This window comes from Tessaracoccus aquimaris, from assembly GCF_001997345.1.
Lineage (GTDB): Bacteria > Actinomycetota > Actinomycetes > Propionibacteriales > Propionibacteriaceae > Arachnia > Arachnia aquimaris.
The window spans coordinates 1,160,645-1,180,201 of the sequence record NZ_CP019606.1 but is presented as its reverse complement, the minus strand read 5'-3'; the positions used below and the strand labels follow the sequence as shown (position 1 = coordinate 1,180,201).

Sequence of the window (19,557 nt, the reverse complement as noted above, 5' to 3'; positions counted from 1 at the left end):
GCTTTCCTCGCACCAGCAAATCACTCCACCAAGGCCCGCATCTCTCATACGGTATTCTGCCGAGTAGTCGAGGGCTCCTTGATGCGCAGGGAAGGCAGCTCCAGAATGAGGCGAACGATCGTCTGCACTATGGGAATCAAGCCAAGCGAGTCGAACTGCTGGCACGGCTCGGAGGCCATGGCCTTGAGTGACGCATGTGTCTTGGGTCAACTGATACGAGTGCTCCGCGTCGATCACAATGAAGACGTCATCCACGTTGAGACCCAGAAGGGGCAGATCGGAAGGGTTTCCAACCTACCTAACGTCACGGCCCTCAAGCCGGGTGACCTGATTCTGCTCCCTCAGGATGATTGGGAATTTGCGCCCGCTGACCTCTGGTCCTGAAATCATCAGCAAGCGGTTGGGTGATACAGAAGGGAACCTCCGTAAGATCGTCGAGGCCGCGACCAACAGCGAGAGCGGTCGAGCCATCATCTTCTTCGACGAGATCGACAGCATCGCCGAGAAGCAGTCCTCCGAGTCTCACGAGGCCTCAAAGCGACCCGTCGCCCAACTGCTCACACTCATGGACGGCTTCGACAACAAGGGGAAGAGTGTCATCGTCATCACGGCGACCAACCGTGCTGATTCCCTCGACCCGGCTCTTACCCGTCCAGGTCGGTTCGACTGGGAGATCGAGTTCGGATTGCCCTCTCGGTCAGATCGTTTCGAGATTCTCAAGGTCGCTGGCGCGCGCGTGAAGACGGGTGCCGACTTGCCCCTTGAGGACGTCGCAGCTCTGACCGAGAACTGGTCGTCAGCTGAGTTGAGCTTCATCTGGACTGAGGCGGCATTGCTGGCGATTGGGGATGGTCGCGAGGAAGTGGCACCGGAGGATTTCGTCTAACCGTTCGAACGGATTTCGCTCCGTCCTCGACGGTCACTGATCGCGGAGGCAAAAGTGTGAGCAAAAGAATCGGCTGTTTAGAGTCAAGTGGCCGGTCACACCGCGCCAAGCGATCGCGCCGCAGGGGCACCCGGCTCTGCGCGAGTTCATCTACCTAGACGAGGTAAGTCTGCTGAGTCTCCTCTCCTCGCAGCGGGGCGAGCTCACGGACTCGACGTCCGAACAGTGCAGCACGGGCACCGAGGCCTCAATTGGACTCCCGTCAAGCTTGCCGATCTTTTCACTGACGTGGCGTCCAGCTTCATCGACCAGATCAACGCCGCTGGCGGAGTGCCATTCGGGAAGCCTGGCGTCTCTGACGACGCCGATAGCCGAGTCGAAACTGGGGGTCGCCCTAGCCCTGTACACCGAAGCACTCCTGAAGGAACTGGATGCAACGCTGACGTCAGAGCAGGGGGCACTCATCGCCCTGAGCATTGCCGAGTTGAGGACGAGGTCGGCGGGCGTTTCGGATCAGACCAGTGCCTTCTCGGTGCTGACCAAGCGATTGACTGGTATAGCCGGCCGCGAAGTTGCTCCCACTCGAACCCTTGAACTCCGAACGGCTGCTCGCGAGGAGACAGGGCTTTCCTTCTTCCCTCCGGTGAGTTCACTGATGCACGCCAAGCGGAGTGGGACCACAGTCTTTGATGACGACGCTCATAGGCTGCGCGACGCTGACTTCGTCGCGATCTACTGGTAGACCGAAGGCACGGACCCACGTTCAGGCTTGTATCGACTGCTCTGGAATGCAGGCCAATCGGTTGGCTCTTGTCACTGTCAGGCCCGTTACCCAGACCGATAATGGTGGCCGAAATCGACTGCTGAGCATTTGAACTAAGGGCCGCTCCCTTGGTACAACAGGTTCTGGGGCTTCCGTCTTGACCTGGCTCCCAACAATGGCTCGCGCGATTAGGTCCTTCCGGGGCTCAAGGACTCTTGCAGTCCTGCTCATGACGCTGATCGCCTTGGTGTTCGCTGCCATCGGCCCACTAGTCGGCCCCGCAGCTTGGCTACTGAGCACAGAGTCTGAGGCGCACTCGGAACTTGAGCAGCGAGTGTCTTGGAAGCTTGCGGAGGGCAGGCTTCCGGCAGGTGCCTCGTCTACACCGGCCCCCACTATTCCCGGGTCGGGCCTCGCTGCATCACGGTGAGGTTGGGATGTCAAGTCCCGATGGGTCTAACTCAGCCCTCGGCTAGGCCCATTTCCTGCAAGGTGGTGTCGAAGCTCAACTGGTGGACGATCCTCACGCCTCTCGACGTGAAGGTCATCGGGTGGCCGGCTACGCGGCGGGTCCAGCCGTCGCGGAGCATCAGGCTCCGGCGGCTGCCGCCGACGCCTACTCCGCTGACCCGGACGCGGTCGGGGTCTCTGGTTGCCGTCACGGTTCCCTTGAAGCCGTCCGCGCGGATCTCGACCCGGCGGCCCGTGAGCAGGAACTGACGCTCGACTCCGACGCCGTGCATCGTCAGCGTTCCAGCCATTGTCGGGCGGCTCACGGCCCAGGCGATCAGCAGGGCTGCGAGAAGCGTCACCGCCATGGCGCCACCGGTGGTCCAGGACATCGCAACGCTCCTCTCCAGCACCGAGCGGATGCCGAAGTGTTCGGGACGGAGCCACGGTGCGACCAGGGCGCCAAGAACCAGGAAGGGGCCGAACGGCAACTCGACGTCGCGCAACCGCCGACGCCGGATGGCCGCGACGATCACACCGACCAACGACAGGGCGACGAACGCGAGGGTCGCGGCCAGCACCGCGGGCCAACCGCCGAACCAGCCGGCGACCCCGCCGGTCGTGAGCCCCAACTTCACGTCGCCTAACCCGTACGACGACGGGGCGAGCAGCGCGAGGATCAGGAACACTGCGGCCGTGGCGACCCCGGCGACGATCGCGGCGCGGCCCTGCGCGGTCCAGGCCGAGGCGGCAAACAGCCAGCCGGCCCCGCCGAGCGTCAGCAGGTCGGGAAGCAGTTTGGTGCGACAGTCGACGTCGACGAGGACCGCCCACGCCGCCAGCACCGGAACCACCGCGACCAGCGCCCGATCGGGGACCGCGAGCGCGGCCCACACCGCGAGCCCGGTGGCCAAGACGGTCACGACAAGCAGCGAACTCGAGTAGCCGCGGGCCCCGCGTCGCCCCGAGGCCAGCACGAGGCGGCGCGCAGCGATGGCGCCGAGCACGCAGGCGATCACGACGAGCGGCAGCACGCGCACCTCACAGCCTCCCGAGGTTGGTGACGATGTTGACCACCGCCGGGCCCAACACCACGATGAACAGCGCGGGCAGGATCGCCACGATCAAGGGGAAGGTCACCTTGACCGGGATGGCCATCGCCTTGCGCTCGGCGTTCTGCTTGCGGATGTCGCGCAGTTCGTCGGCCTGGGTCTGCAGCACGTCGACCAACCCGAGGCCGTAGGTCTCCGCCTGCACGATGGTGCGGGTGAAGCGGCGCAGCGGCACCGAGCCGACGCGCGCGTTGAGGTCCTCGTACGACGAGCGGCGCGACTTGCCAACGTGGAGGTCCTGGATGGTGCGGACGAACTCCTCCGCGAGCACGCCGTGGCCAGCCTTGGCGACCCGGAGCATCGCCGCGTCGAAGCCGAGACCAGCGGAGACCGCGATGCTCATCTGGTCGAGCATGTCGGGCAACTGCAGGTCGACCTCGGCGCGGCGCTTGATGGACGCGTTGTACATCAGGATCTCGGGGAGGAAGAACGCAAGCGCCATCGCGCCGGCGGCGGCCAGCCAGGTCCACCCGGCCCCGATCCTGGTGATCAGCACGGCGCCGAAGAGGGCCGCGAGCAGCGTCCCGATCAGCTTCGCGGCGACCGTCTTCTCGGGCGTGAACCTCTCGCCCATCCCGGCGTGCGCCAGTTTCCGGGCGGTCCGCTCATACCAGGCACTCGGCAGCAGTGCGGCCCACCCGGTCCCGCGGGCCCGCGTCCGCACCGTGGTGCTCGCAGCCTTGGCGTTGGCGCCACGCTCGAGGTTGCTGAGGACGGCGCGGCGGGGCGATCCGCTCGCCAGCACCCAGCCGACGATGCCGAGCGCAGTGCCCAGCAGCACCGTCAGGATCAGGATCTCAACAGGCATCATCGGCTCCTAGTACTTGATCGTGATCATGGCCCTGAGCCAGAACCCGCCGACGATCAGCAGCACCGCGATCGTGACCAGCATCAGATAGCCGACGGCGGAGGCCGTGAATCCGGAGACGTAGGTCGGATTCAGGACGGCGAGTCCGAGCCCCACGACGATCGGGAGGCCCATCAGCACGATCGCCGACAGCCGCCCTCAGAAGACAGTGCCCTGACGCGGCGATGCAGTTCCGAGCGTTCCCGGATCGTCGTGCCGACGTTGTCGAGGACGTCAGCCAGGTTTCCGCCCACCTCTCGGTTGATCGCCACCGCCTGCGCCAGCCAGTAGAAGTCCTCTGAGCGCATCCGGTCGCCGCAGGCAAGCAGCGCCTCCCCAAGTGGTCGGCCGAGGCGCACCTCGTTGTTGATCCGGGAGAACTCCTCTGATGTCGGCGACTCGGACTCGCGGGACACCGCGACGAGGGCCTGGTTGAAGGAGTACCCGGCGCGCAGCGAGCCAGCAAGCAGTTGGGTCGTCTCGTCGAGTTGGTCGGCGAACCTGCGGTGCCGACGCGTGGTTCTGGACCTCACCAGCAGCCACACCGCAAGCGGAGGCACCAGCGTCATCGCGACGGCGAACACAGGTCCCTTCAGCAGGAGGCCTCCCGCGAAGACGACCACCACGGCGCACAGCGTGAGGAAGACGACGTCCCGGGCGGGGAGAGCGATCCCTGAACCGGCGATCGCGGCGGACAGTCGCGACCCGCGGGCCGACATGACACGCCCCAGCAGGCCGGTCAGCGCGTCGGTCACGGCCGCCACAGGCGAGCGACGGACGGGGGCGTCGGGGCGTCGGCGCGACAATGGGATGTTCGGAGTGCGGGTCAGCACGACGACGAGCATCAGCGCCAACGCAAGCGCGATGCTGACGGCAGCCACCAGCAGCGTTAGGTCGATCGGGAGGGTCACCATCGCCGTTCGACCACCTCTCCGAAGAGGTCGGCAGGCAGGTCGATGCCCTGGTCGGCGAGCCGGGTCGAGAACCCGGGCCGGACTCCGGTCGGCCGTGCGGAGCCCCGGAACCTACCGTTCTCGTCCATTCCTGCCTCGTAGTCGAAGAGGAAGATGTCCTGCGTGACGAGGGTCTGTCCCTCAAGACCTTGTACCTCCGCGAGTTGGACCAGTCGGCGACTGCCGTCGCGGAGGCGGGCGATCTGCACGACGAGGTCGACGGCGGAGGCGACCTGTTCCCGGATCGCGCGCAGCGGCAGGTCCATGCCCGCCATGAGTACCAGCGTCTCTAGGCGGGAGAGACAATCGCGGGCCGAGTTGGCGTGGATGGTCGAGAGGGACCCATCGTGGCCCGTGTTCATCGCCTGCAACATGTCGAGTGCCTCGCCCGCGCGGCACTCGCCGACCACGATCCGGTCGGGCCGCATGCGCAGAGAGTTGCGCACCAGGTCGCGGATGGTGATCTCGCCTCGGCCCTCGACGTTGGGCGGGCGAGACTCGAGTTGGACGACATGCTCCTGCTGCAGTTGCAGTTCGATGGCGTCCTCGACGGTGACGATGCGCTCCCAATCCGGGATGAAGGCGCTCAGCACATTGAGCAGGGTGGTCTTGCCTGAGCCGGTGCCGCCGGAGATGAGGATGTTGAGCCGGCCGCGCACACAGGCCTCGAGGAAGCGGGCGATCTCTCCGGTGATTGAGCCGAACCGGATCAGGTCCGTCACCCGAAGTGGCTCCTTCGAGAACTTCCGGATCGTCAGCGAGGATCCTCCGACCGCGATGGGCGGGATGACGGCATTGATGCGGGACCCGTCGCTGAGCCGCGCGTCGACCAATGGCGATGACTCGTCGATGCGCCTCCCGACCCTCGCCACGATCCGTTCGATCACGGCCCGGAGGTGCTCCTCGTCACGGAACCGCGCCTCGGTGAGCGCCACCCGCCCGTCGTGCTCCACGAAGATCTGATCCGCCCCGTTGACCATGATCTCGGTCACGGCTTGGTCTGCGAGCAGTGGTTCGAGCGGACCGAGCCCCGTGACGTCGGCCAGCACGTCGTCGGCTAGTCGCTCGCGTTCCGTCTGCGTCATGGACGCAGTTTCGGTGGCGAGCACGGTCTTCAGTTCGGTGCGCACCAGCGCATCCAACTGGTCGTCGGTCATCGACGAGTCGTTCAGGCGCGCCGCCAGCCCGGTGTAGAGGGTCTCGGTGACCTTGTCCTTCAGCCTCCCAAGCGCCTCGGACTTCAGTTCGGCGGTGGCCGGTGGAGCCGGTTCGGCCAACGTCGCGACCAGTGGCTCGGCGGGTTCGGGAGCGGCCTGGCCCTCGTCAGCCCCGTCAGTCGGCGGGGTCTTTCCAGCGCGGACTGCCGCCATCCGTTCGACGAGGTTCATCACTGGTTCTCCTTCTTGTCCCTGCGCCGCTGCCTGCCGGTGCGCGCCGTGGTCGCGAACCGTTCCACGAGCTTGGTCAACGCGACGGCCGCAGGGTCCCGCGGCGCGGCGCTAAGCAGCGGGATGCCCTGGTTGGAGGCAAGCAGCGCCACCTTCGACACGGGCACCTGGACGTCGATCCCGGCCCCGATGTTGGCGACGAAGTCGGCGGCCGTGATGCCGTGGCGCGGGTCGTGGCGGTTGACCACCACATGGCGGGGCAGGTGCAGCAGACTGAGTTGGTCGAGCACCTCCATCTCCCGTCGCAGCGCCCGGATGCCGATCACGTCCAACGTGGTGACGAGCACGAGGTCGGTGGCGGCGTCGGCCGCGGCGAGCGTCAGGTCGTTGATGCCAGCCGCGGTATCGACGACCACGTACTGGAAGGACTCGGCAAGCAGCGTGACAAGCCTGCTTGCCGCCACGCCCGAGACGCTGTCGGCCTGCGCTGGATGGTCGGAGGCGCCGATCACGGCAAGCCCCGACTCGTGCCTAGCAAGGAAGGTCTTCACGCCAAGCGCGTCGCCTGCGAGGGCCGCGGTGGTCATGTCGTGGAGGCGGTACTCGGGAAACATGTTGAGCGAGGTCAGGACGTCGCCGAACTGTGCGTCGAGGTCGACGAGCACGGTGCGTTCAGGCGCCCGCATCGCCAGGCCGAGCGCGAGGTTGGTCGCGACGGTCGTCTTGCCGACGCCGCCCTTCGGCGCGAGAACGACGATCACTCTGCGCTGCGCCTCAGGTACCGGGGCGTCCACCGTGGTCGACGGCAGGCGGGTCGCGCGGTCGACCGCGCGCAGCAACGCCTGCCGATACTCTGCGACGTCGGCCTCAGGACGGAGCACGTCGACGACCCCGGCTCGCAGCGCGGCCAACGCGACGTCGGTGGGGGTGTCGCTGAGCGCAACGGATCGCACGCCCTCGTCGAGCAGGCGCTCCAGGCGTTGCAGTTGGCCCTGGCGCGTCTCCTCATCGTCGGAGAGCCGGACCACGAGTGCCTCGGGCAGTTCGGCGTCCTCAAGGTCGGCCAGGGAACGTTGTGTCGGGCTGACGCCGCTGGCCTGCAGGATGCGCTCCTCGACGGCGGGATCCTCGTCGCAGAGGACAATGCGTGGCTCGGGGTGCCGATCAGGCATCTGTGCTCTCCCGGGGGTCCGGGGAGGCCGACGCCTCGGCGAATACCTCGGGCATCAGGAGACGCCCGGTGACGGCAACGTCGTCGGAGGCTGTGGAGTCTTCGCCCTGATGGGTCAGCCAGACGCGGCCGAACTCGAACGACCAGACGATCTCCTCGAGGGTGTCCTGCGGCGCGGCGAAGGTCACCAGGTACGACATTGAGGACCACTGCGACGCCGAGGCCTGCTCGTCGTCACCCTCGGGCGCGGCGACTGAGAGCGCCAGCCGGGATACCAGCACGTGGTTGAGCACCGTCTTGGTCGCCTGCGGTTCGTCGACGGAGACGACAAGGCCAACGGTGTCGCCCGCCTTCAGCAGGGTGCCGAGGCCCCGGTCAGCGGTGAGCACCATCTGGACTTGAGAGAAGCCCTTCGGGATGGGCACGGACTCGCCGCCGGGAATGGTGTCGGGCGGGATGAACCGCGAGGGCAGCAGCTGTTCGCCGGGCAGCAGCGCGACGGCGGCAACGAGACCGTCGAGCGGCCCCATGTCGGTCATCGCGTCCGCGACGATGGCCCGACCCGGCAACTCGACCACCTCGACGTTGGTTCCGAGCACCGCCGCCTCGCCCGGCGCGATGGGAGCCGTAACCCTGAGGACCCGAACTGGGTCGACGCTGGCAAGCGCCCGCGCGTCAGCCTGAAGGACGTAGCGTCCCACCAGGGCAATGGACAGCAGCGCCAGGACGACGGCGATCAGGACTGCGAGGTAGCGGCGTTGCATGTTCAGATTTCCTCTCGGGTGGTCAGCGGTCGAGCGAGATCGTGACCGTGCCGAAATGGTCGGGTACGTCTCCGCGGACCGCGTCTGTGGCCACATATGTCACGAACCGGCCCTCGAGCCAGCGCTCCGATCCGGTGCACTTGGTGTCTGGACTGGCAACGGAGTTGGTCAGGCAGAAGGCGGTGATCTTGAGTGCCGCGTATCCGGCCACGTGGTAGGTCGCACCCGCACCGGTGCCCCGGGCCTCGTCGAAGAGTGGGACGAGCACCTCGTTGCCAGGCGCGAGGGTCTTCTTCAGAAGGTCGTCGGGGCAGCCCTTGGGGGTCGTGTTGCCCGTCGACGAGTTGGCCCAGTCATCGACGCTGAGGCTGGCCTTGCAGACGCCGGAGCCGTCGGTGGTGAGCCACCCGAAGCCGCCCGGGACGAAGTGGGGGGTCTGGCCGAGCCTGCAGCCGGTCGTGTCGTCGAGAGTCTTGCCGGAGACGCGCACGATGCCGGTGGGGGAGTCGAGGACGGTGCGCTCGAACTCGCACTGCGACAGGATCAGCGGCAGCGTCGTCGCGCCCCCGATGCCGCCCCAGACCGCAGATGCGGCAGCCTGGACCGTGGAGGCGTCGATGCCGAGCACCGGGGCCAACCAGTGGTCGCGGAGGCTGGCAACGGTCACTGTCACGCGGTGCGCCTCGGTCAGGTCGATACGGTCGACCGTGGCGTTGGCGTCCTGCTTGTTGCCCTTCGTGAGCCGGCCGGCGGTGACCTGATTGGTGGCCGTCGAGCAGGCGCCGTGGGCGCAGTCGGTGGCGATGGCGAGAGCCGAGGCGTCCGCGCCGTTCTGCAGTTCCTGCTTGTCCCACCACAGCGCGTTGAGGTCGATGGCGAGCGCGGAGAAGCCGAGCAGCGTCACCATCAGGATGGCCACGAGCACGGCCGAGGCGCCGCGCTCCGGGTTGTTCAGCCTCCGCATCGCATGACCGCCTTTCCGGTCGAGACCCTCGTCGCGCCGAAGAAGCCGGTGAGGGTCGGGTAGGTGTAATTGATGGTGACGACCGCGTCAGCGTTGGCGGCGGTGCAGGAAGTCGAGAGCACGGCGACGTCGGAGGCCTTGAGGCCGCCGACCGCGGACGCGGCGACGGCGGCCCCGCGGGCTGCCGTGGCGTCCTTGGAGAGGGCCATCTCGCGCGCCCCCGCCCTTGCGGCGGAGGCGATGTTGCCGTTGATCACGAGTGCCCATCCGAAGTCGATGGTGCCCACGAGAAGTAGCAGGAGGACCGGCAATACGAGGGCGAACTCCACCGCCGCCGCGCCGCGTTCTCGATGGTCGGGCATAGCTCCTCCTCACGTGTAGCGCGATAGGTCATGCGTCGTCGACTCCATCCGGGAGGAGCCGCTACCCGTCGGACGAGGCGCCTCGTGTTCGCGAGGCGCCCTTTCCGTTGCTTGGCAAGGCCTAACCGGGCCGAGGCCTCTTTCGCCTACGGCGCGGCCGGGGCCTTGACCTTGCCCGCGATGTAGTCGAAGATTCCGCTGAGATTGGTTCCGAGAAGCGTCACGGCCACGATGATCGCGACCGCGATGAGCGCGACGATGAGGCCGTACTCGACGGCGGTGGCGCCCTTTTCCGAGCCGCCGAAGCGGGCGTCGAACATGGCCTGGATGTAACTGATCATGAGATCTCCTTCGATCCGATCGGTTGCCGGTCTCGCCCGTTGGCGGCAGATCGGCGCCGGCACCCTTTTGTGCCGGATAACTAGGGTCAGTGGTCTCCCACCGGTTGGGCGCGAGCGCCCCATCGCCCCGGTGACGGACGTCCCGGGTCGATCTTTGAGGGGTCACCGCCGTCGCAAGAGACGGCGGGAGGGGGTCAGCGGCCGGCTGCCCTGCCCGGCATTGCGGCCCCGGATACGCAGGGGCGCGGTGAGCCGGTGGTCAACACCGGCGGACTGTGAAGCCGATCCATGAAATCTCCCCCTTCGTCGTGAATCTGGCCCGAGCGTAGACCCTTCCGGGCGGTCGCGTGCACCGGGGTCGAACAGTCTGACGGACCCCCTTGTGGGACGTGTTTGTCGACCCAGTCACGCGGGGAGAGCGCGATCCCGCGAACGGACGACCGCTACCGGTCGACCGGTGGCGGTCCACCGTGCGCCGACCGCTGCCTATGCTCTGACGATGGACGCAGACCAGCCCGCTCGCCGCGACTCGGACGCCGCCGGGCGACGCAGTGCCAGGGCCTCCGGAGTGGGCGTGCTCCTGGTCGGGTTGCTGATGTTGGGGGCTGCGGCGTGGGCCTACGCCGTCGCACCCGAGGGCGCGACGATCCGGTTGCCGACCCGGGGTGCCTCGAACGGCCGGTTCGGAGTTGGGGCGCTGTTCATCTACCCGGGCCTGGTCATGCTCTTGGGGCTGGTCGCGATCCTGGCCCCGCAGAAGGGCGACCGCAGGGGCGGCTTGGCGTGGTTGGTGATCGGCACCGCGATCCTGGCGGTATTCGAGGTCGTCTTCATCGTCGACGCGCTGAACGGCTAAAGCTCAGGCGCCCATCGTCTCCACTGGCGCCGGGCGCGGAGGAGCGATCGAGTCGCGCACCACGATGGGCATGTCCAGCAGTTCCCTGCCGCGGGGGCGCAGGCCGAGGATCATCTCCACCGCGCGTCGACCCATCTCCTCATACGGCAGGTGCGCGGTCGTCAGGCCTGGGCGCTGGTAGGTGGCCAGCACCTCGTTGTCGAACGACGCCACCGACACGTCCGCCGGGATCCGCATGCCCAGTTTGGTCAACGCCTGGTAGGCGCCGAACGCCACCTCGTCGTTGGCCGCGAGGATCGCGGTCAGGTCCGGGTGCCGCGCCATCAGGTCGTGGGTGGCGTCGTAGCCGACCGTCGCGTTCCAGCCGTAGACGTCGACCATCTCCCAGTCGACCCCACCCTCCTCGAAGGCCTTGAGGATGCCGTCGAAGCGCAGCGGGATCGTCACCGACACCCCGGGGTTTCCGTAGGCCGGGACCATCTTTCCCGCGATGCCGACCCGGCGATGCCCGGCGTCCACCAGTAGGCGGGCCATGGCGTAGCCGGCGGCGTACTCGTCGGGCAGGAAGCCATCCAGGCCGTCGGGGGTCGCGCCGTTGGCGACGACGAACGGGACGGAGGCGGGCACCTTGGGCACCTCGACGAGGCGGGCCCGCATCAGCCCGAGGATGATCCCGTCGACCCGCCGGTCGAGCATCTGCTGGATGGCCTCCTCGCGCGTCGCGAGGCCGTCGCTGGCCTCGGCGATCAGGACGGTCTGGCCGTGTTCCTTTGCCGCGTCGAGGGCGCCGCGGATCATGCCGGAGGCCTGGCGGGTGAGGATGACATCGTCGGAGATGAAGCCGATGGTGTCCGTCTTGCCCAGTCGCAGGCTCTGCGCCGCGGGATTGGGGCGGTAGCCCAGTTCCTCGGCGGCGGCCTTGACCCGCTCGGCGGCCTCGGCGGAGAGCCTCGAGCCCGGCTTCTCGTTGAGGATCATGCTGACGGCGCTCTTGGACATGCCCGAGCGCTTCGCGACGTCGGCGAGGGTGGGGCGGCGATCCTTGGGCATGCGCTCACCCTAACCGACGGTTGGAGGTCTGCGCTGAATTGATTCAGCAAAATGCTTGCGCGCCGTCTCCTCCTTTGTTACGTTGTGCGTGCTGAATCCATTTAGCAGGTGTCGACTTGAGGGTCGGCGCGGCTGAGGAAGAAGGAACAACATCGTGGTTGATATCTCCCGCAGGGCGGTGGTGGGGCTGCTGGGCCTCGGCGTCGCAGGCACGGCAATCTCGTGGCCAAGGCTCACAGGCCGTGACATCCCAGGCCGAGGCGACGACGCGCTGACCGTCGCGCTGTTCGGCACCCAGCAGGACGCCGCGGCGCGCCAAGCGCTCGTCGAAGGCTTCCAGAAGAAGCACCCCGACGTCGCGGTGCGAATCGTGGCGATCCAAGGCCAGGACTGGAGCGAATACTTCGCAAAGATCCTGACGATGATCGCGGCGGGCTCGCCTCCGGACGTCGTCACGGTCGCGACCGAGGGCACCCAACTGTTCGCGTCCCGGCTGGCCCACCCGATCGACGAGTACGTGCAGCGCGACGCAGACGAGATGCAGGAGTACTTCGACGACGTGCATCCGGCGCTCATCGAGTCCTTCATGTACAAGGGCAGCCTCTTCCAGTTGCCGGACAACTTCAACGCCGCCAACGTGTTCTACAACACGACGGCGCTGGAGCGCTCCGGCTTCGAACGGCCCGCCGACGACTGGAGCCTCGAGGACTTCTTCTCGGTCGCCCGCGGCATGAAGTCCGGCGCAGACGGCCGGTTCCTGCCGTACTTCTGGAACAACCGCCTCTGGGGCGGCGTCGTCCCGTGGCTCTACGTCAACAAGACAAGCTTCCTCACCGAGGAAAAGGCCAGCGGCGGCGACTGGTTCTGGAACCGGTTCTACCCGAGCGAGGCCCCGCGCGGCGGCGGCTACCTGTGGGAGCGCGCCGACGCGCTCAACGACCGCGCGGTCGAGAGCTTCGAGGTGCTGCAGCAGATGGTCTCCGAGGGCATCGCCGCAAACCCCGCCCAGGGCGGCGGCAACGAACTGGTCGCGCTGTTCTCCTCCGGGCAGGTCGGCATGACCCCCGCAGGCGGCTTCTGGGTCAAGGGCCTGCACGACGCGGGAGTCGCCAACGACGACTACGACGTCACATTCTTCCCTCGGATGGCGGGCCAGCGGCACCAGTTCGGCGCCGGCGGCTACGCGATCATGCAGACCTCCGAACGCAAGGACGAGGCCTGGGAATGGCTGAAGTACTGCGTCTCGATGGAGGGGATGGCCATCGCCCACCCGCAGCCCGACTCATCGCTGCCGCGCCGCTCGCTCAACACCAAGCTCTACGGGGCAGGGACGGGGCCTGCGCACTGGCAGGTCTTCTACGACACGCTCGACAAGTTCCCCGACACCGGGCCGATGCCCGCCCCGCCGCAGCAGGCGGCCGTGGAGTCCGCGCTCATCAAGAACGTCGTTGGCGCCATCACCAACGGCCCCGGCGGGGTCCGCCGCGGGCTGGAGAACATGCAACGCGACCTCGAACTCGCACTGAAAGGACGCTGATGTCCACCACCTCATCGACGCAGGCCCCGGCCGCGTCCGACTCCGTGGCACGCTCCGGGGCGACCCGTAGGCCGCGGCTGCTGATCTCCTTGTTCCTTGCTCCGACGGTGATCGGGCTCGCGCTGTTCAGCTTCCTGCCGATCGTCGCATCGGTCGTCCTGGCGTTCTTCCGCTGGGACATCATCACCTCGCCAGAGTTCGTCGGCCTCGACAACTTCGCACGCCTCGCCTCCAACCCGACGGTGCGCGTCTCGTTCCTCAACACCATCGGCTTCGTGGCCACGGCGGTGGTCGTCCAACTCGCCGTCGCGCTGCTGCTGGCGATCCTCGTCCAGTCGAAGATGCCCAACTGGCTGCGGACCTTCTTCCGCTCGACGCTGTTCTTCCCGCTGATCCTGTCCGCGGCGTCGGTGTCGCTGATCATGGCCTACCTGTTCAACCAGGAGTTCGGCCTCGTCAACGAGGTCCTCGGCTGGATCGGGATCGCGAAGGTCGGCTGGCTCACCACCGGCTTCGGCGCCAAGGTCGTCGTCCTGCTCGTCTACGTGTGGCAGAACTTCGGGTTCACGTTCCTGCTGTTCATCGGCGGCATCGCGGCGATCCCGAAGGAGGTCTACGAGGCCGCCTCGATCGACGGGGCGACCGGCTGGAAGCAGTTCTGGCAACTCACGCTCCCGCTGATCAGCCCGACGATGCTCGTCGCGTCGGTGATGGCGATCATCAACGCCCTGCAGATCTTCGACCAGCCGTGGGTCCTCACCCGCGGCGGGCCCGGCGACGAGACCCGCACCGCGGTGATGGTCATCTACGAGTCCGCCTTCCGGCAACTCGACTTCGGTGGAGCCTCCGCGATCGGCGTCGTCCTGACGCTGCTGATCATGCTCGTCACCGCGATCCAGTTCCAGCTCAGCAAGCGATTCGTCTTCTACGGGTGAGGTCTCACATGTCTACTCAAGCAGTTGAAGCCAGGCGTCCCTGGCAGGGGATCGGAACGATCGCCAAGTACGTCGTCCTGCTCCTGGCGACCTTCGTCACCCTCGGCCCGGTCGTGTGGACCCTGATCACGGCGCTGACGCCGACCGACCCGGTCACGCACGTCACCTCGGTCGGCGGGTCCGCCTTCGCCGACGTGTTCGCCAAGATCCCGGTGTGGCTCTACGTGTGGAACAGCGCCCTCGTGACGCTGCTCGTCGCGCTCGGCCAGATGCTGAGCGCCGCCATGGCGGGCTACGTGTTCGCGCGCTTCGAGTTCCGCAGCAAGAGGGTGCTCTTCGGCCTGATCCTGGCCACGATGATGGTGCCGATGCAGGTCACCATCGTTCCGGTGTTCATGCTGATCCGCGGGATGGGTCTCGCCGACACGCTTCTGGCCCTGATCATCCCCGCGCTGCCGACGGCGTTCGGCACGTTCCTGATGCGGCAGTTCTTCATGGGCCTTCCCGCCGAACTGGGGGAGGCGGCCGCGATCGACGGCGCCGGCCCGTGGCGGGTGTTCTTCAGCGTCTACCTGCCGCTGGCGACGCCGGGCCTCGCGATCGTCGGCATCCTGGCGTTCAACTACCACTGGAACGAGTTCTTCCGACCGCTCATCATGACCATCAGCGAGCAGAACTTCACCCTGCCGCTCGGCCTGGTCACCCTCCAGGGCAACCTGGGTACCGGTAGCGTCTCGACCGTACTCGCGGGCGTCATCATCTCGATGATTCCGGCCCTGCTGGTGTTCATCTTCGGGCAGAAGCCGCTGCGCGAGGGCCTGACGGCTGGCGTCGGCAAGTAACTCCAGAACCAATCCGACCACAAGAGAAACAGGAACATGACCAGGTTGCACTTCTCGCCGCCGCTGAACTGGATCAACGACCCGAACGGTCTTGCCTTCCACGATGGCCGGTACCACCTCTACTTCCAGTACAACCCCCTCGGGGCCGAGCACGGGAACATGAGTTGGGGGCACGCGTCGAGCGCCGACCTGGTCGCCTGGGACGACCATCCGGTCGCCATCGCCTTCGACGAGACGGAGGAGATCTTCTCCGGGTCGATGGTGATCGATGAGGCCAACGACTCCGGGCTTGGCACTCCTGGGAACCCGGCGCTGCTGGCGTTCTACACCTCGCATGCGGTGGACCGGCGGCACCAGAGCCAGTCGATCGCCTACAGCCTCGACGGCGGCATGACCTTCACCAAGTACCCGGGCAACCCGGTGGCCGACCGGGGCTCCGCCGACTTCCGTGACCCGAAGGTGATCCGCTACGGCGGCCCCGCGGGAAGCTACTGGGTGATGGTCGCCGTCGAGGCCATGGATCAGCAGGTGGTGTTCTACCGTTCCGACGACCTGCTCTCCTGGACGTTCCTCTCGGCCTTCGGGCCCGAGGGGGGCGTCGGGGGAGTGTGGGAGTGTCCCGACCTCTTCCCGTTGCGGATCGAGGGGACCGACGAGACCGCCTGGGTGCTGCTGCTCAGCATCAACCCAGGCGGCATCGCGGGCGGCTCGGGCACGCAGTACTTCGTCGGCGACTTCGACGGCGGCGCGTTCACGCCGCTAGTGCGGCACCCCAAGGTCGACCCCGACGACGAGGCGGGCATGCGGTCGCTGACGTGGCTCGACTACGGCCACGACTGTTACGCGGGCGTCACCTTCGCGGGTTTGGCGGACGAGGACCGCACGCTGATCGCCTGGATGAGCAACTGGCTCTACGCGCACGACCTGCCGGTCGACCCGGAACGGCCACAGCGTGGTGCCATGACGATGGCCCGACGGCTCTCGCTGGTCGAGATCGACGGTGTGACGCTGCTGCGCCAGGAGGCGGTCGGCCCCGCGGTGACCGAACTGGAGGCGCTCTCGGACCTCGCCGTCGACGACCGGGTGAAGCTTCCGGTCACCCTGCCGCCCGCAGGTCGGCTCGACCTGCGCGTCGACGTGGGGGAGTCCCAGGGCTTCACGCTGCACCTGGGCGCCGACCCGTCCGCTGCGGTGGCGATCTCCTACGACGCCGCGACCCGCAGGCTGAGCGTCGACCGGCGACGCGGGGCCGAGGCGCTTCCGGAGTCGTTCGTGACGGAGGCGGCCGTGGATCTGCGCCGGTCGGGGGAGGTGGCGCTGCGCATCTGGTTCGATCCGACGGCGCTCGAGATCTTCGCCGACGGGGGGTGCTCGGTCCTCACCGACCTGGTCGCGGCCCCGCCGTCGCCGAACGCCTGGTTCGAGGGGCACGGTGACGTCGTGCTGACGGAGTTTCGGGTCGCCGGCTGAGCCCGGCGGCCGCCGCCGCACAGGATCGGCACAGGGTCGTTAGGTACCGTTGACCCGGTCGGCGGTCCAGAAAACCGCCAATCTCATCCCCGTTGCGGTCACAGTGGCCGCGGAGAGCGACCTTGTGAAAAAGTTCAAGACCCTGGCCATCGGCCTGATCGCCCCCGTCGTCTTCCTGTCAGCCTGCTCCGGCAATGACACCGCGAATCAGTCGCAGCCGAGCCCGACCCCCACCACAACCGGGCAGACGGACGCACCGGCCGACACGCCGGTCGACGAGTCGGCACCGACGGTCGACCGCGACCCGAAGGGCGCGCTGCCAGAGATCACCTTCAACGCCGACGGCATCCCCTCGATGAAGGCCATCGGAGACGAGCCCCCGACGGAGATCTCCGTCAAGACGCTGAAGAAGGGGGACGGCGACGAGGCCAAGGAGGGCGCCTACGTCAAGGTCAACTACGCGGGCTTCCTGTGGAGTGACGGCAAGCAGTTCGACTCGTCCTTCGACAGGGGCGAGCCCACCAGCTTCTCGCTGAACGATGTCGTCGCGGGTTGGAAGTACGGCCTGATCGGCACCAAGGTCGGCGACCGCGTCCAGATCGTCGTCCCGCCGGAGTTCGGCTACGGCGACCAGGCCAACGGCGACATCCCCGCCAACTCGACGCTGGTGTTCGTGGTCGACGTCATCGGCGTCACCAACATCGACACCTCGGCGCTCGCCGACGCGACGCCCACCGACGCGAAACTGCCCGCGGGGCTGACCGTTGAGGGCGACCTCGGCGCCGAGCCGACGGTCACGTTCGCCGCCGACGCCCCCGCCCCCACCGAGCCACAGGTCATCGTCCTCGCGGAGGGGACCGGACCCGAGGTCACCGCTGATGACGTGCTGTTCTACCACGCCGTCGTCGCCGAATGGGGCGGCGAGTCCCAGTCGAGCTGGGCCGAGGGCATCCAGAAGGTTGAGGGTGGCGGCGGCGAGGAGACCGTCGGCACCAAGATCGGCTCCCGCGTGCTGCTGATCTACCCCGCGGACGCGGCCACCGGAGCAACGCCAGCCATCTTCGTCCTCGACCTGCTCGCGGCGGCCCCCGCCGCCTGACGCAGCGCCCGCAACCCCCGGTCGGCCGAAGGCATGCCGGGGGTTGCGGCCTAAGCGGACCCCGTGCGAACCGCCCCGACCCTCGGGTCGTACTGTGAGCGCACACCCCGCCCCTGAGGCCTCCGCGTCCTGCCGGAGCCAGGGGCAGAGAACCACAGGAGGAACGCGTTGTCCGCATGGCAGACGCCGTCCGAGCGCACCTGGCCGCAGTACGTCGGGCTGCACCGCGATCCCATCCCCGCGCCCAGGTGGCAGGAGAGCAGGAGCGAGACGCTTCACCGCTGCCTGACCAACTACTTCGTCGGCGTCCCCGAGCGCGCGATCGTCGATGCCTGGGCGAGCCGCGGCACGCCGTCAGTGGTGGCGCTCGCGTTCCTGATGTGTCCCCACGACGGGGCCGCAGGCTTCTTCGAGCGTGACGTGATGCCGATCGCCGACTTCGCGGATGAGTCCCACCCCGCCACCCGTGCCTTCATCGCAGAGTGCCGCTCCCGCGAGATCGAGGCGATGGTCGCCGACGCGCTTGAGGACACCGACCCGGGGATCGTCGTGGAGCGCGTGCTCGCCGGGTTCCGCGGGCACGAGGCTGGCAAGACCGCGCTGATGGACGCGCTGCACGTCCGAGGCTGACCTCCGCGAAGGGCCCCGCCGCAAGGGCGAAGACCCCGGCGGCGAATAGACTTCGCCCGCATGAGAAGGCCTCCGCGTACCCCGGCCCTGCTGATCGCGCTGCTCGGCCTCTGCCTGCTTGCCGCCTGCTCCAGCCCAGAGCCGGGAGTCACCACCTCCGCCCCGCCGACCCGGCCAGCGCGCCCTCCACCGCGATGCCCACCGTTTCGCCGTCTGCTACTCCGACGCCGTCTGAGGTGCAGACCCCCGAGGTCGAGGTGGAACAGGACGAGGCGCTCGCGGCCCTGCTCGGCGACCTGATCGTCGGCGAGATCCCGCAGGTGTCGCTGATCTCCAGCACGAGCACCGCCGCCGACTGCGGTTCCGAGAGTTCTGGCTGCTACCTGCCCGCGAAAAACGCCATCGTCGTCTCCGCCGATCTGTCGGCCTTCCAACGCCCCGAACTGCTGGCGCACGAGTACCTGCACTACGTCTGGGAACGCGACGGCCTCGGCGACGACAAGGAACTGGCCGACGCGATCGCCAAGGACGCCGCCGACAAGGAGGGCCTTGCCGCGCTGGTGCCGTCGTGGCAGCAGGACTACATCCGGGCGGACGGCTCCGTGGAGCCAACGGAACTGTTCTCCTACTCGTGCACCGGGATGCGGCCCGAGCAGCAGTCGCTTCCGGTCGCGACGGCCTGCGCCGACTACCTCAACATCGACGAACTGCCGGTTAACCAGAGCCTGACCGTGCAGGACCTCACGGCCGAGATCGCGCGGCAGCGCCAGGAGGCGGGCGTCCCCGCGCTCCAGGACAACCCGTACGCGGCCGCCGCGTCCGAGGCCCGCGCCGAACTCTTCACGCCCTCCTCCCAGGTGCCCCTCGACGAGTACCCGGAGAGCGTCACCAAGCACCTCGACGAGGGCTGCGCGCCCGCGTCCTATGCGGCCAGGCTGGTGCGACCCTACGACGCGTCGGAACTGGTCCGCGACACCGACGCCCTCCTGAAGGGAGCGCTGCTCGCCGGCTCGACGAAGGGCCTCGGCATCGCCGTCAAGGAGTTCGCCTACATTGACGCCACCAAGCTGTTCGGGGACCGCACGCTGAGGGTGAACGCGACCCTCATCGTCACGACCGTCTGCACGTAGCAGGTCG

The 19,557-nt window shown here is 67.6% G+C and carries 21 protein-coding genes and 1 pseudogene; 11 read left to right on the top strand and 11 right to left on the bottom strand.

Annotation, left to right across the window (positions count from 1 at the left end):
• Positions 1–346 precede the first annotated feature (346 nt).
• The 3 genes and pseudogenes from BW730_RS05630 (at position 347) to BW730_RS19095 (ending at position 1,628) form a co-directional block, all read left to right on the top strand.
• Positions 347–886, top strand: a complete 540-nt coding sequence (locus tag BW730_RS05630; protein WP_077685405.1) for an AAA family ATPase — start codon at positions 347–349, stop codon at positions 884–886.
• 73 nt (positions 887–959) lie between these two features.
• Positions 960–1,091, top strand: a pseudogene (locus BW730_RS20490) (hypothetical protein); the annotation flags it as partial.
• A gap of 63 nt (positions 1,092–1,154) precedes the next feature.
• Positions 1,155–1,628, top strand: a complete 474-nt coding sequence (locus BW730_RS19095) for a hypothetical protein (protein ID WP_145952739.1) — start codon at positions 1,155–1,157, stop codon at positions 1,626–1,628.
• A 482-nt stretch (positions 1,629–2,110) separates the two neighbouring features.
• Here the strand turns inward: BW730_RS19095 and BW730_RS05625 are convergent, their stop codons facing one another.
• The 10 genes from BW730_RS05625 to BW730_RS05585 form a co-directional block, all read right to left on the bottom strand.
• Complete coding sequence (locus tag BW730_RS05625) at positions 2,111–3,139, bottom strand: A24 family peptidase (protein ID WP_077685404.1); 1,029 nt, start codon at positions 3,137–3,139, stop codon at positions 2,111–2,113.
• Between the two features lies 1 nt (position 3,140).
• Positions 3,141–4,019 carry a type II secretion system F family protein gene (locus BW730_RS05620; protein ID WP_158522484.1) on the bottom strand — a complete coding sequence of 293 codons (879 nt, stop codon included), beginning with the start codon at positions 4,017–4,019 and terminating at the stop codon, positions 3,141–3,143.
• Positions 4,020–4,028: 9 nt separating this feature from the next.
• Positions 4,029–4,193, bottom strand: coding sequence for a hypothetical protein (locus tag BW730_RS18445; RefSeq protein WP_158522483.1), 165 nt, complete (start codon positions 4,191–4,193; stop codon positions 4,029–4,031).
• Positions 4,193–4,972, bottom strand: coding sequence for a type II secretion system F family protein (locus BW730_RS05615; RefSeq protein WP_077685402.1), 780 nt, complete (start codon positions 4,970–4,972; stop codon positions 4,193–4,195). The genes BW730_RS18445 and BW730_RS05615 overlap by 1 nt, the downstream gene beginning before the upstream one ends.
• Positions 4,966–6,399: a CpaF family protein gene (locus BW730_RS05610; protein ID WP_077685401.1), complete on the bottom strand. Its 1,434-nt coding sequence runs from the start codon at positions 6,397–6,399 to the stop codon at positions 4,966–4,968. Before BW730_RS05610 ends, BW730_RS05615 begins: the two co-directional genes overlap by 7 nt.
• Entirely contained in the window at positions 6,399–7,571 is a 1,173-nt protein-coding gene (locus tag BW730_RS05605) for a CpaE/TadZ family protein (protein ID WP_077685400.1), read from the bottom strand. The genes BW730_RS05610 and BW730_RS05605 overlap by 1 nt, the downstream gene beginning before the upstream one ends.
• Positions 7,564–8,334, bottom strand: a complete 771-nt coding sequence (gene cpaB / locus BW730_RS05600; RefSeq protein ID WP_077685399.1) for a Flp pilus assembly protein CpaB — start codon at positions 8,332–8,334, stop codon at positions 7,564–7,566. Before cpaB ends, BW730_RS05605 begins: the two co-directional genes overlap by 8 nt.
• A 22-nt stretch (positions 8,335–8,356) precedes the next feature.
• Entirely contained in the window at positions 8,357–9,298 is a 942-nt protein-coding gene (locus tag BW730_RS05595; RefSeq protein ID WP_077685398.1) for a pilus assembly protein TadG-related protein, read from the bottom strand.
• On the bottom strand, positions 9,286–9,660 hold the full coding sequence (locus BW730_RS05590; protein ID WP_077685397.1) for a TadE/TadG family type IV pilus assembly protein: 375 nt from the start codon (positions 9,658–9,660) through the stop codon (positions 9,286–9,288). Before BW730_RS05590 ends, BW730_RS05595 begins: the two co-directional genes overlap by 13 nt.
• Before the next feature lie 146 nt (positions 9,661–9,806).
• Entirely contained in the window at positions 9,807–10,001 is a 195-nt protein-coding gene (locus tag BW730_RS05585; protein ID WP_077685396.1) for a Flp family type IVb pilin, read from the bottom strand.
• A gap of 499 nt (positions 10,002–10,500) precedes the next feature.
• Here BW730_RS05585 and BW730_RS05580 point away from each other — a divergent pair, with 499 nt between their 5' ends.
• Positions 10,501–10,857 carry a hypothetical protein gene (locus BW730_RS05580; protein ID WP_145952738.1) on the top strand — a complete coding sequence of 119 codons (357 nt, stop codon included), beginning with the start codon at positions 10,501–10,503 and terminating at the stop codon, positions 10,855–10,857.
• 3 nt (positions 10,858–10,860) lie between these two features.
• On the opposite strand, the gene BW730_RS05575 is transcribed toward BW730_RS05580, so the two are convergent.
• The gene (locus tag BW730_RS05575) at positions 10,861–11,907 is read right to left on the bottom strand and encodes a LacI family DNA-binding transcriptional regulator (protein WP_077685394.1); all 1,047 of its coding nucleotides are present in this window, start codon (positions 11,905–11,907) and stop codon (positions 10,861–10,863) included.
• A 154-nt stretch (positions 11,908–12,061) separates the two neighbouring features.
• Between BW730_RS05575 and BW730_RS05570 the strand changes: the two genes are divergently transcribed.
• The 7 genes from BW730_RS05570 (at position 12,062) to BW730_RS05540 (ending at position 19,550) form a co-directional block, all read left to right on the top strand.
• The gene (locus BW730_RS05570) at positions 12,062–13,444 is read left to right on the top strand and encodes an ABC transporter substrate-binding protein (RefSeq protein ID WP_077685393.1); all 1,383 of its coding nucleotides are present in this window, start codon (positions 12,062–12,064) and stop codon (positions 13,442–13,444) included.
• A complete protein-coding gene (locus BW730_RS05565) occupies positions 13,444–14,379 on the top strand; it encodes a carbohydrate ABC transporter permease (RefSeq protein ID WP_077685392.1) in 936 nt (311 codons plus the stop codon). The genes BW730_RS05570 and BW730_RS05565 overlap by 1 nt, the downstream gene beginning before the upstream one ends.
• 8 nt (positions 14,380–14,387) lie before the next feature.
• Positions 14,388–15,221: a carbohydrate ABC transporter permease gene (locus BW730_RS05560; RefSeq protein ID WP_077685391.1), complete on the top strand. Its 834-nt coding sequence runs from the start codon at positions 14,388–14,390 to the stop codon at positions 15,219–15,221.
• 36 nt (positions 15,222–15,257) lie between these two features.
• Entirely contained in the window at positions 15,258–16,691 is a 1,434-nt protein-coding gene (locus BW730_RS05555) for a glycoside hydrolase family 32 protein (RefSeq protein WP_077685390.1), read from the top strand.
• Between the two features lie 124 nt (positions 16,692–16,815).
• Complete coding sequence (locus BW730_RS05550) at positions 16,816–17,790, top strand: FKBP-type peptidyl-prolyl cis-trans isomerase (RefSeq protein WP_145952737.1); 975 nt, start codon at positions 16,816–16,818, stop codon at positions 17,788–17,790.
• A 168-nt stretch (positions 17,791–17,958) separates the two neighbouring features.
• Positions 17,959–18,420, top strand: coding sequence for a hypothetical protein (locus BW730_RS05545; RefSeq protein WP_077685388.1), 462 nt, complete (start codon positions 17,959–17,961; stop codon positions 18,418–18,420).
• A gap of 236 nt (positions 18,421–18,656) precedes the next feature.
• Positions 18,657–19,550: a hypothetical protein gene (locus BW730_RS05540; RefSeq protein WP_077685387.1), complete on the top strand. Its 894-nt coding sequence runs from the start codon at positions 18,657–18,659 to the stop codon at positions 19,548–19,550.
• The last annotated feature ends 7 nt before the right edge of the window (positions 19,551–19,557 follow it).

Coding starts and splice junctions, on each gene's coding strand:
- BW730_RS05555 (WP_077685390.1), top strand. CDS start 15,258: ATGACCAGGTTGCACTTCTCGCCGCCGCTGAACTGGATCAACGACCCG.
- BW730_RS05585 (WP_077685396.1), bottom strand. CDS start 10,001: ATGATCAGTTACATCCAGGCCATGTTCGACGCCCGCTTCGGCGGCTCG.
- BW730_RS05630 (WP_077685405.1), top strand. CDS start 347: ATGATTGGGAATTTGCGCCCGCTGACCTCTGGTCCTGAAATCATCAGC.
- BW730_RS05620 (WP_158522484.1), bottom strand. CDS start 4,019: ATGCCTGTTGAGATCCTGATCCTGACGGTGCTGCTGGGCACTGCGCTC.
- BW730_RS05580 (WP_145952738.1), top strand. CDS start 10,501: ATGGACGCAGACCAGCCCGCTCGCCGCGACTCGGACGCCGCCGGGCGA.
- BW730_RS05605 (WP_077685400.1), bottom strand. CDS start 7,571: ATGCCTGATCGGCACCCCGAGCCACGCATTGTCCTCTGCGACGAGGAT.
- BW730_RS05565 (WP_077685392.1), top strand. CDS start 13,444: ATGTCCACCACCTCATCGACGCAGGCCCCGGCCGCGTCCGACTCCGTG.
- BW730_RS05590 (WP_077685397.1), bottom strand. CDS start 9,660: ATGCCCGACCATCGAGAACGCGGCGCGGCGGCGGTGGAGTTCGCCCTC.
- BW730_RS05610 (WP_077685401.1), bottom strand. CDS start 6,399: ATGAACCTCGTCGAACGGATGGCGGCAGTCCGCGCTGGAAAGACCCCG.
- BW730_RS05615 (WP_077685402.1), bottom strand. CDS start 4,972: ATGGTGACCCTCCCGATCGACCTAACGCTGCTGGTGGCTGCCGTCAGC.
- BW730_RS18445 (WP_158522483.1), bottom strand. CDS start 4,193: ATGGGCCTCCCGATCGTCGTGGGGCTCGGACTCGCCGTCCTGAATCCG.
- BW730_RS05560 (WP_077685391.1), top strand. CDS start 14,388: ATGTCTACTCAAGCAGTTGAAGCCAGGCGTCCCTGGCAGGGGATCGGA.
- BW730_RS05595 (WP_077685398.1), bottom strand. CDS start 9,298: ATGCGGAGGCTGAACAACCCGGAGCGCGGCGCCTCGGCCGTGCTCGTG.
- cpaB (WP_077685399.1), bottom strand. CDS start 8,334: ATGCAACGCCGCTACCTCGCAGTCCTGATCGCCGTCGTCCTGGCGCTG.
- BW730_RS05575 (WP_077685394.1), bottom strand. CDS start 11,907: ATGCCCAAGGATCGCCGCCCCACCCTCGCCGACGTCGCGAAGCGCTCG.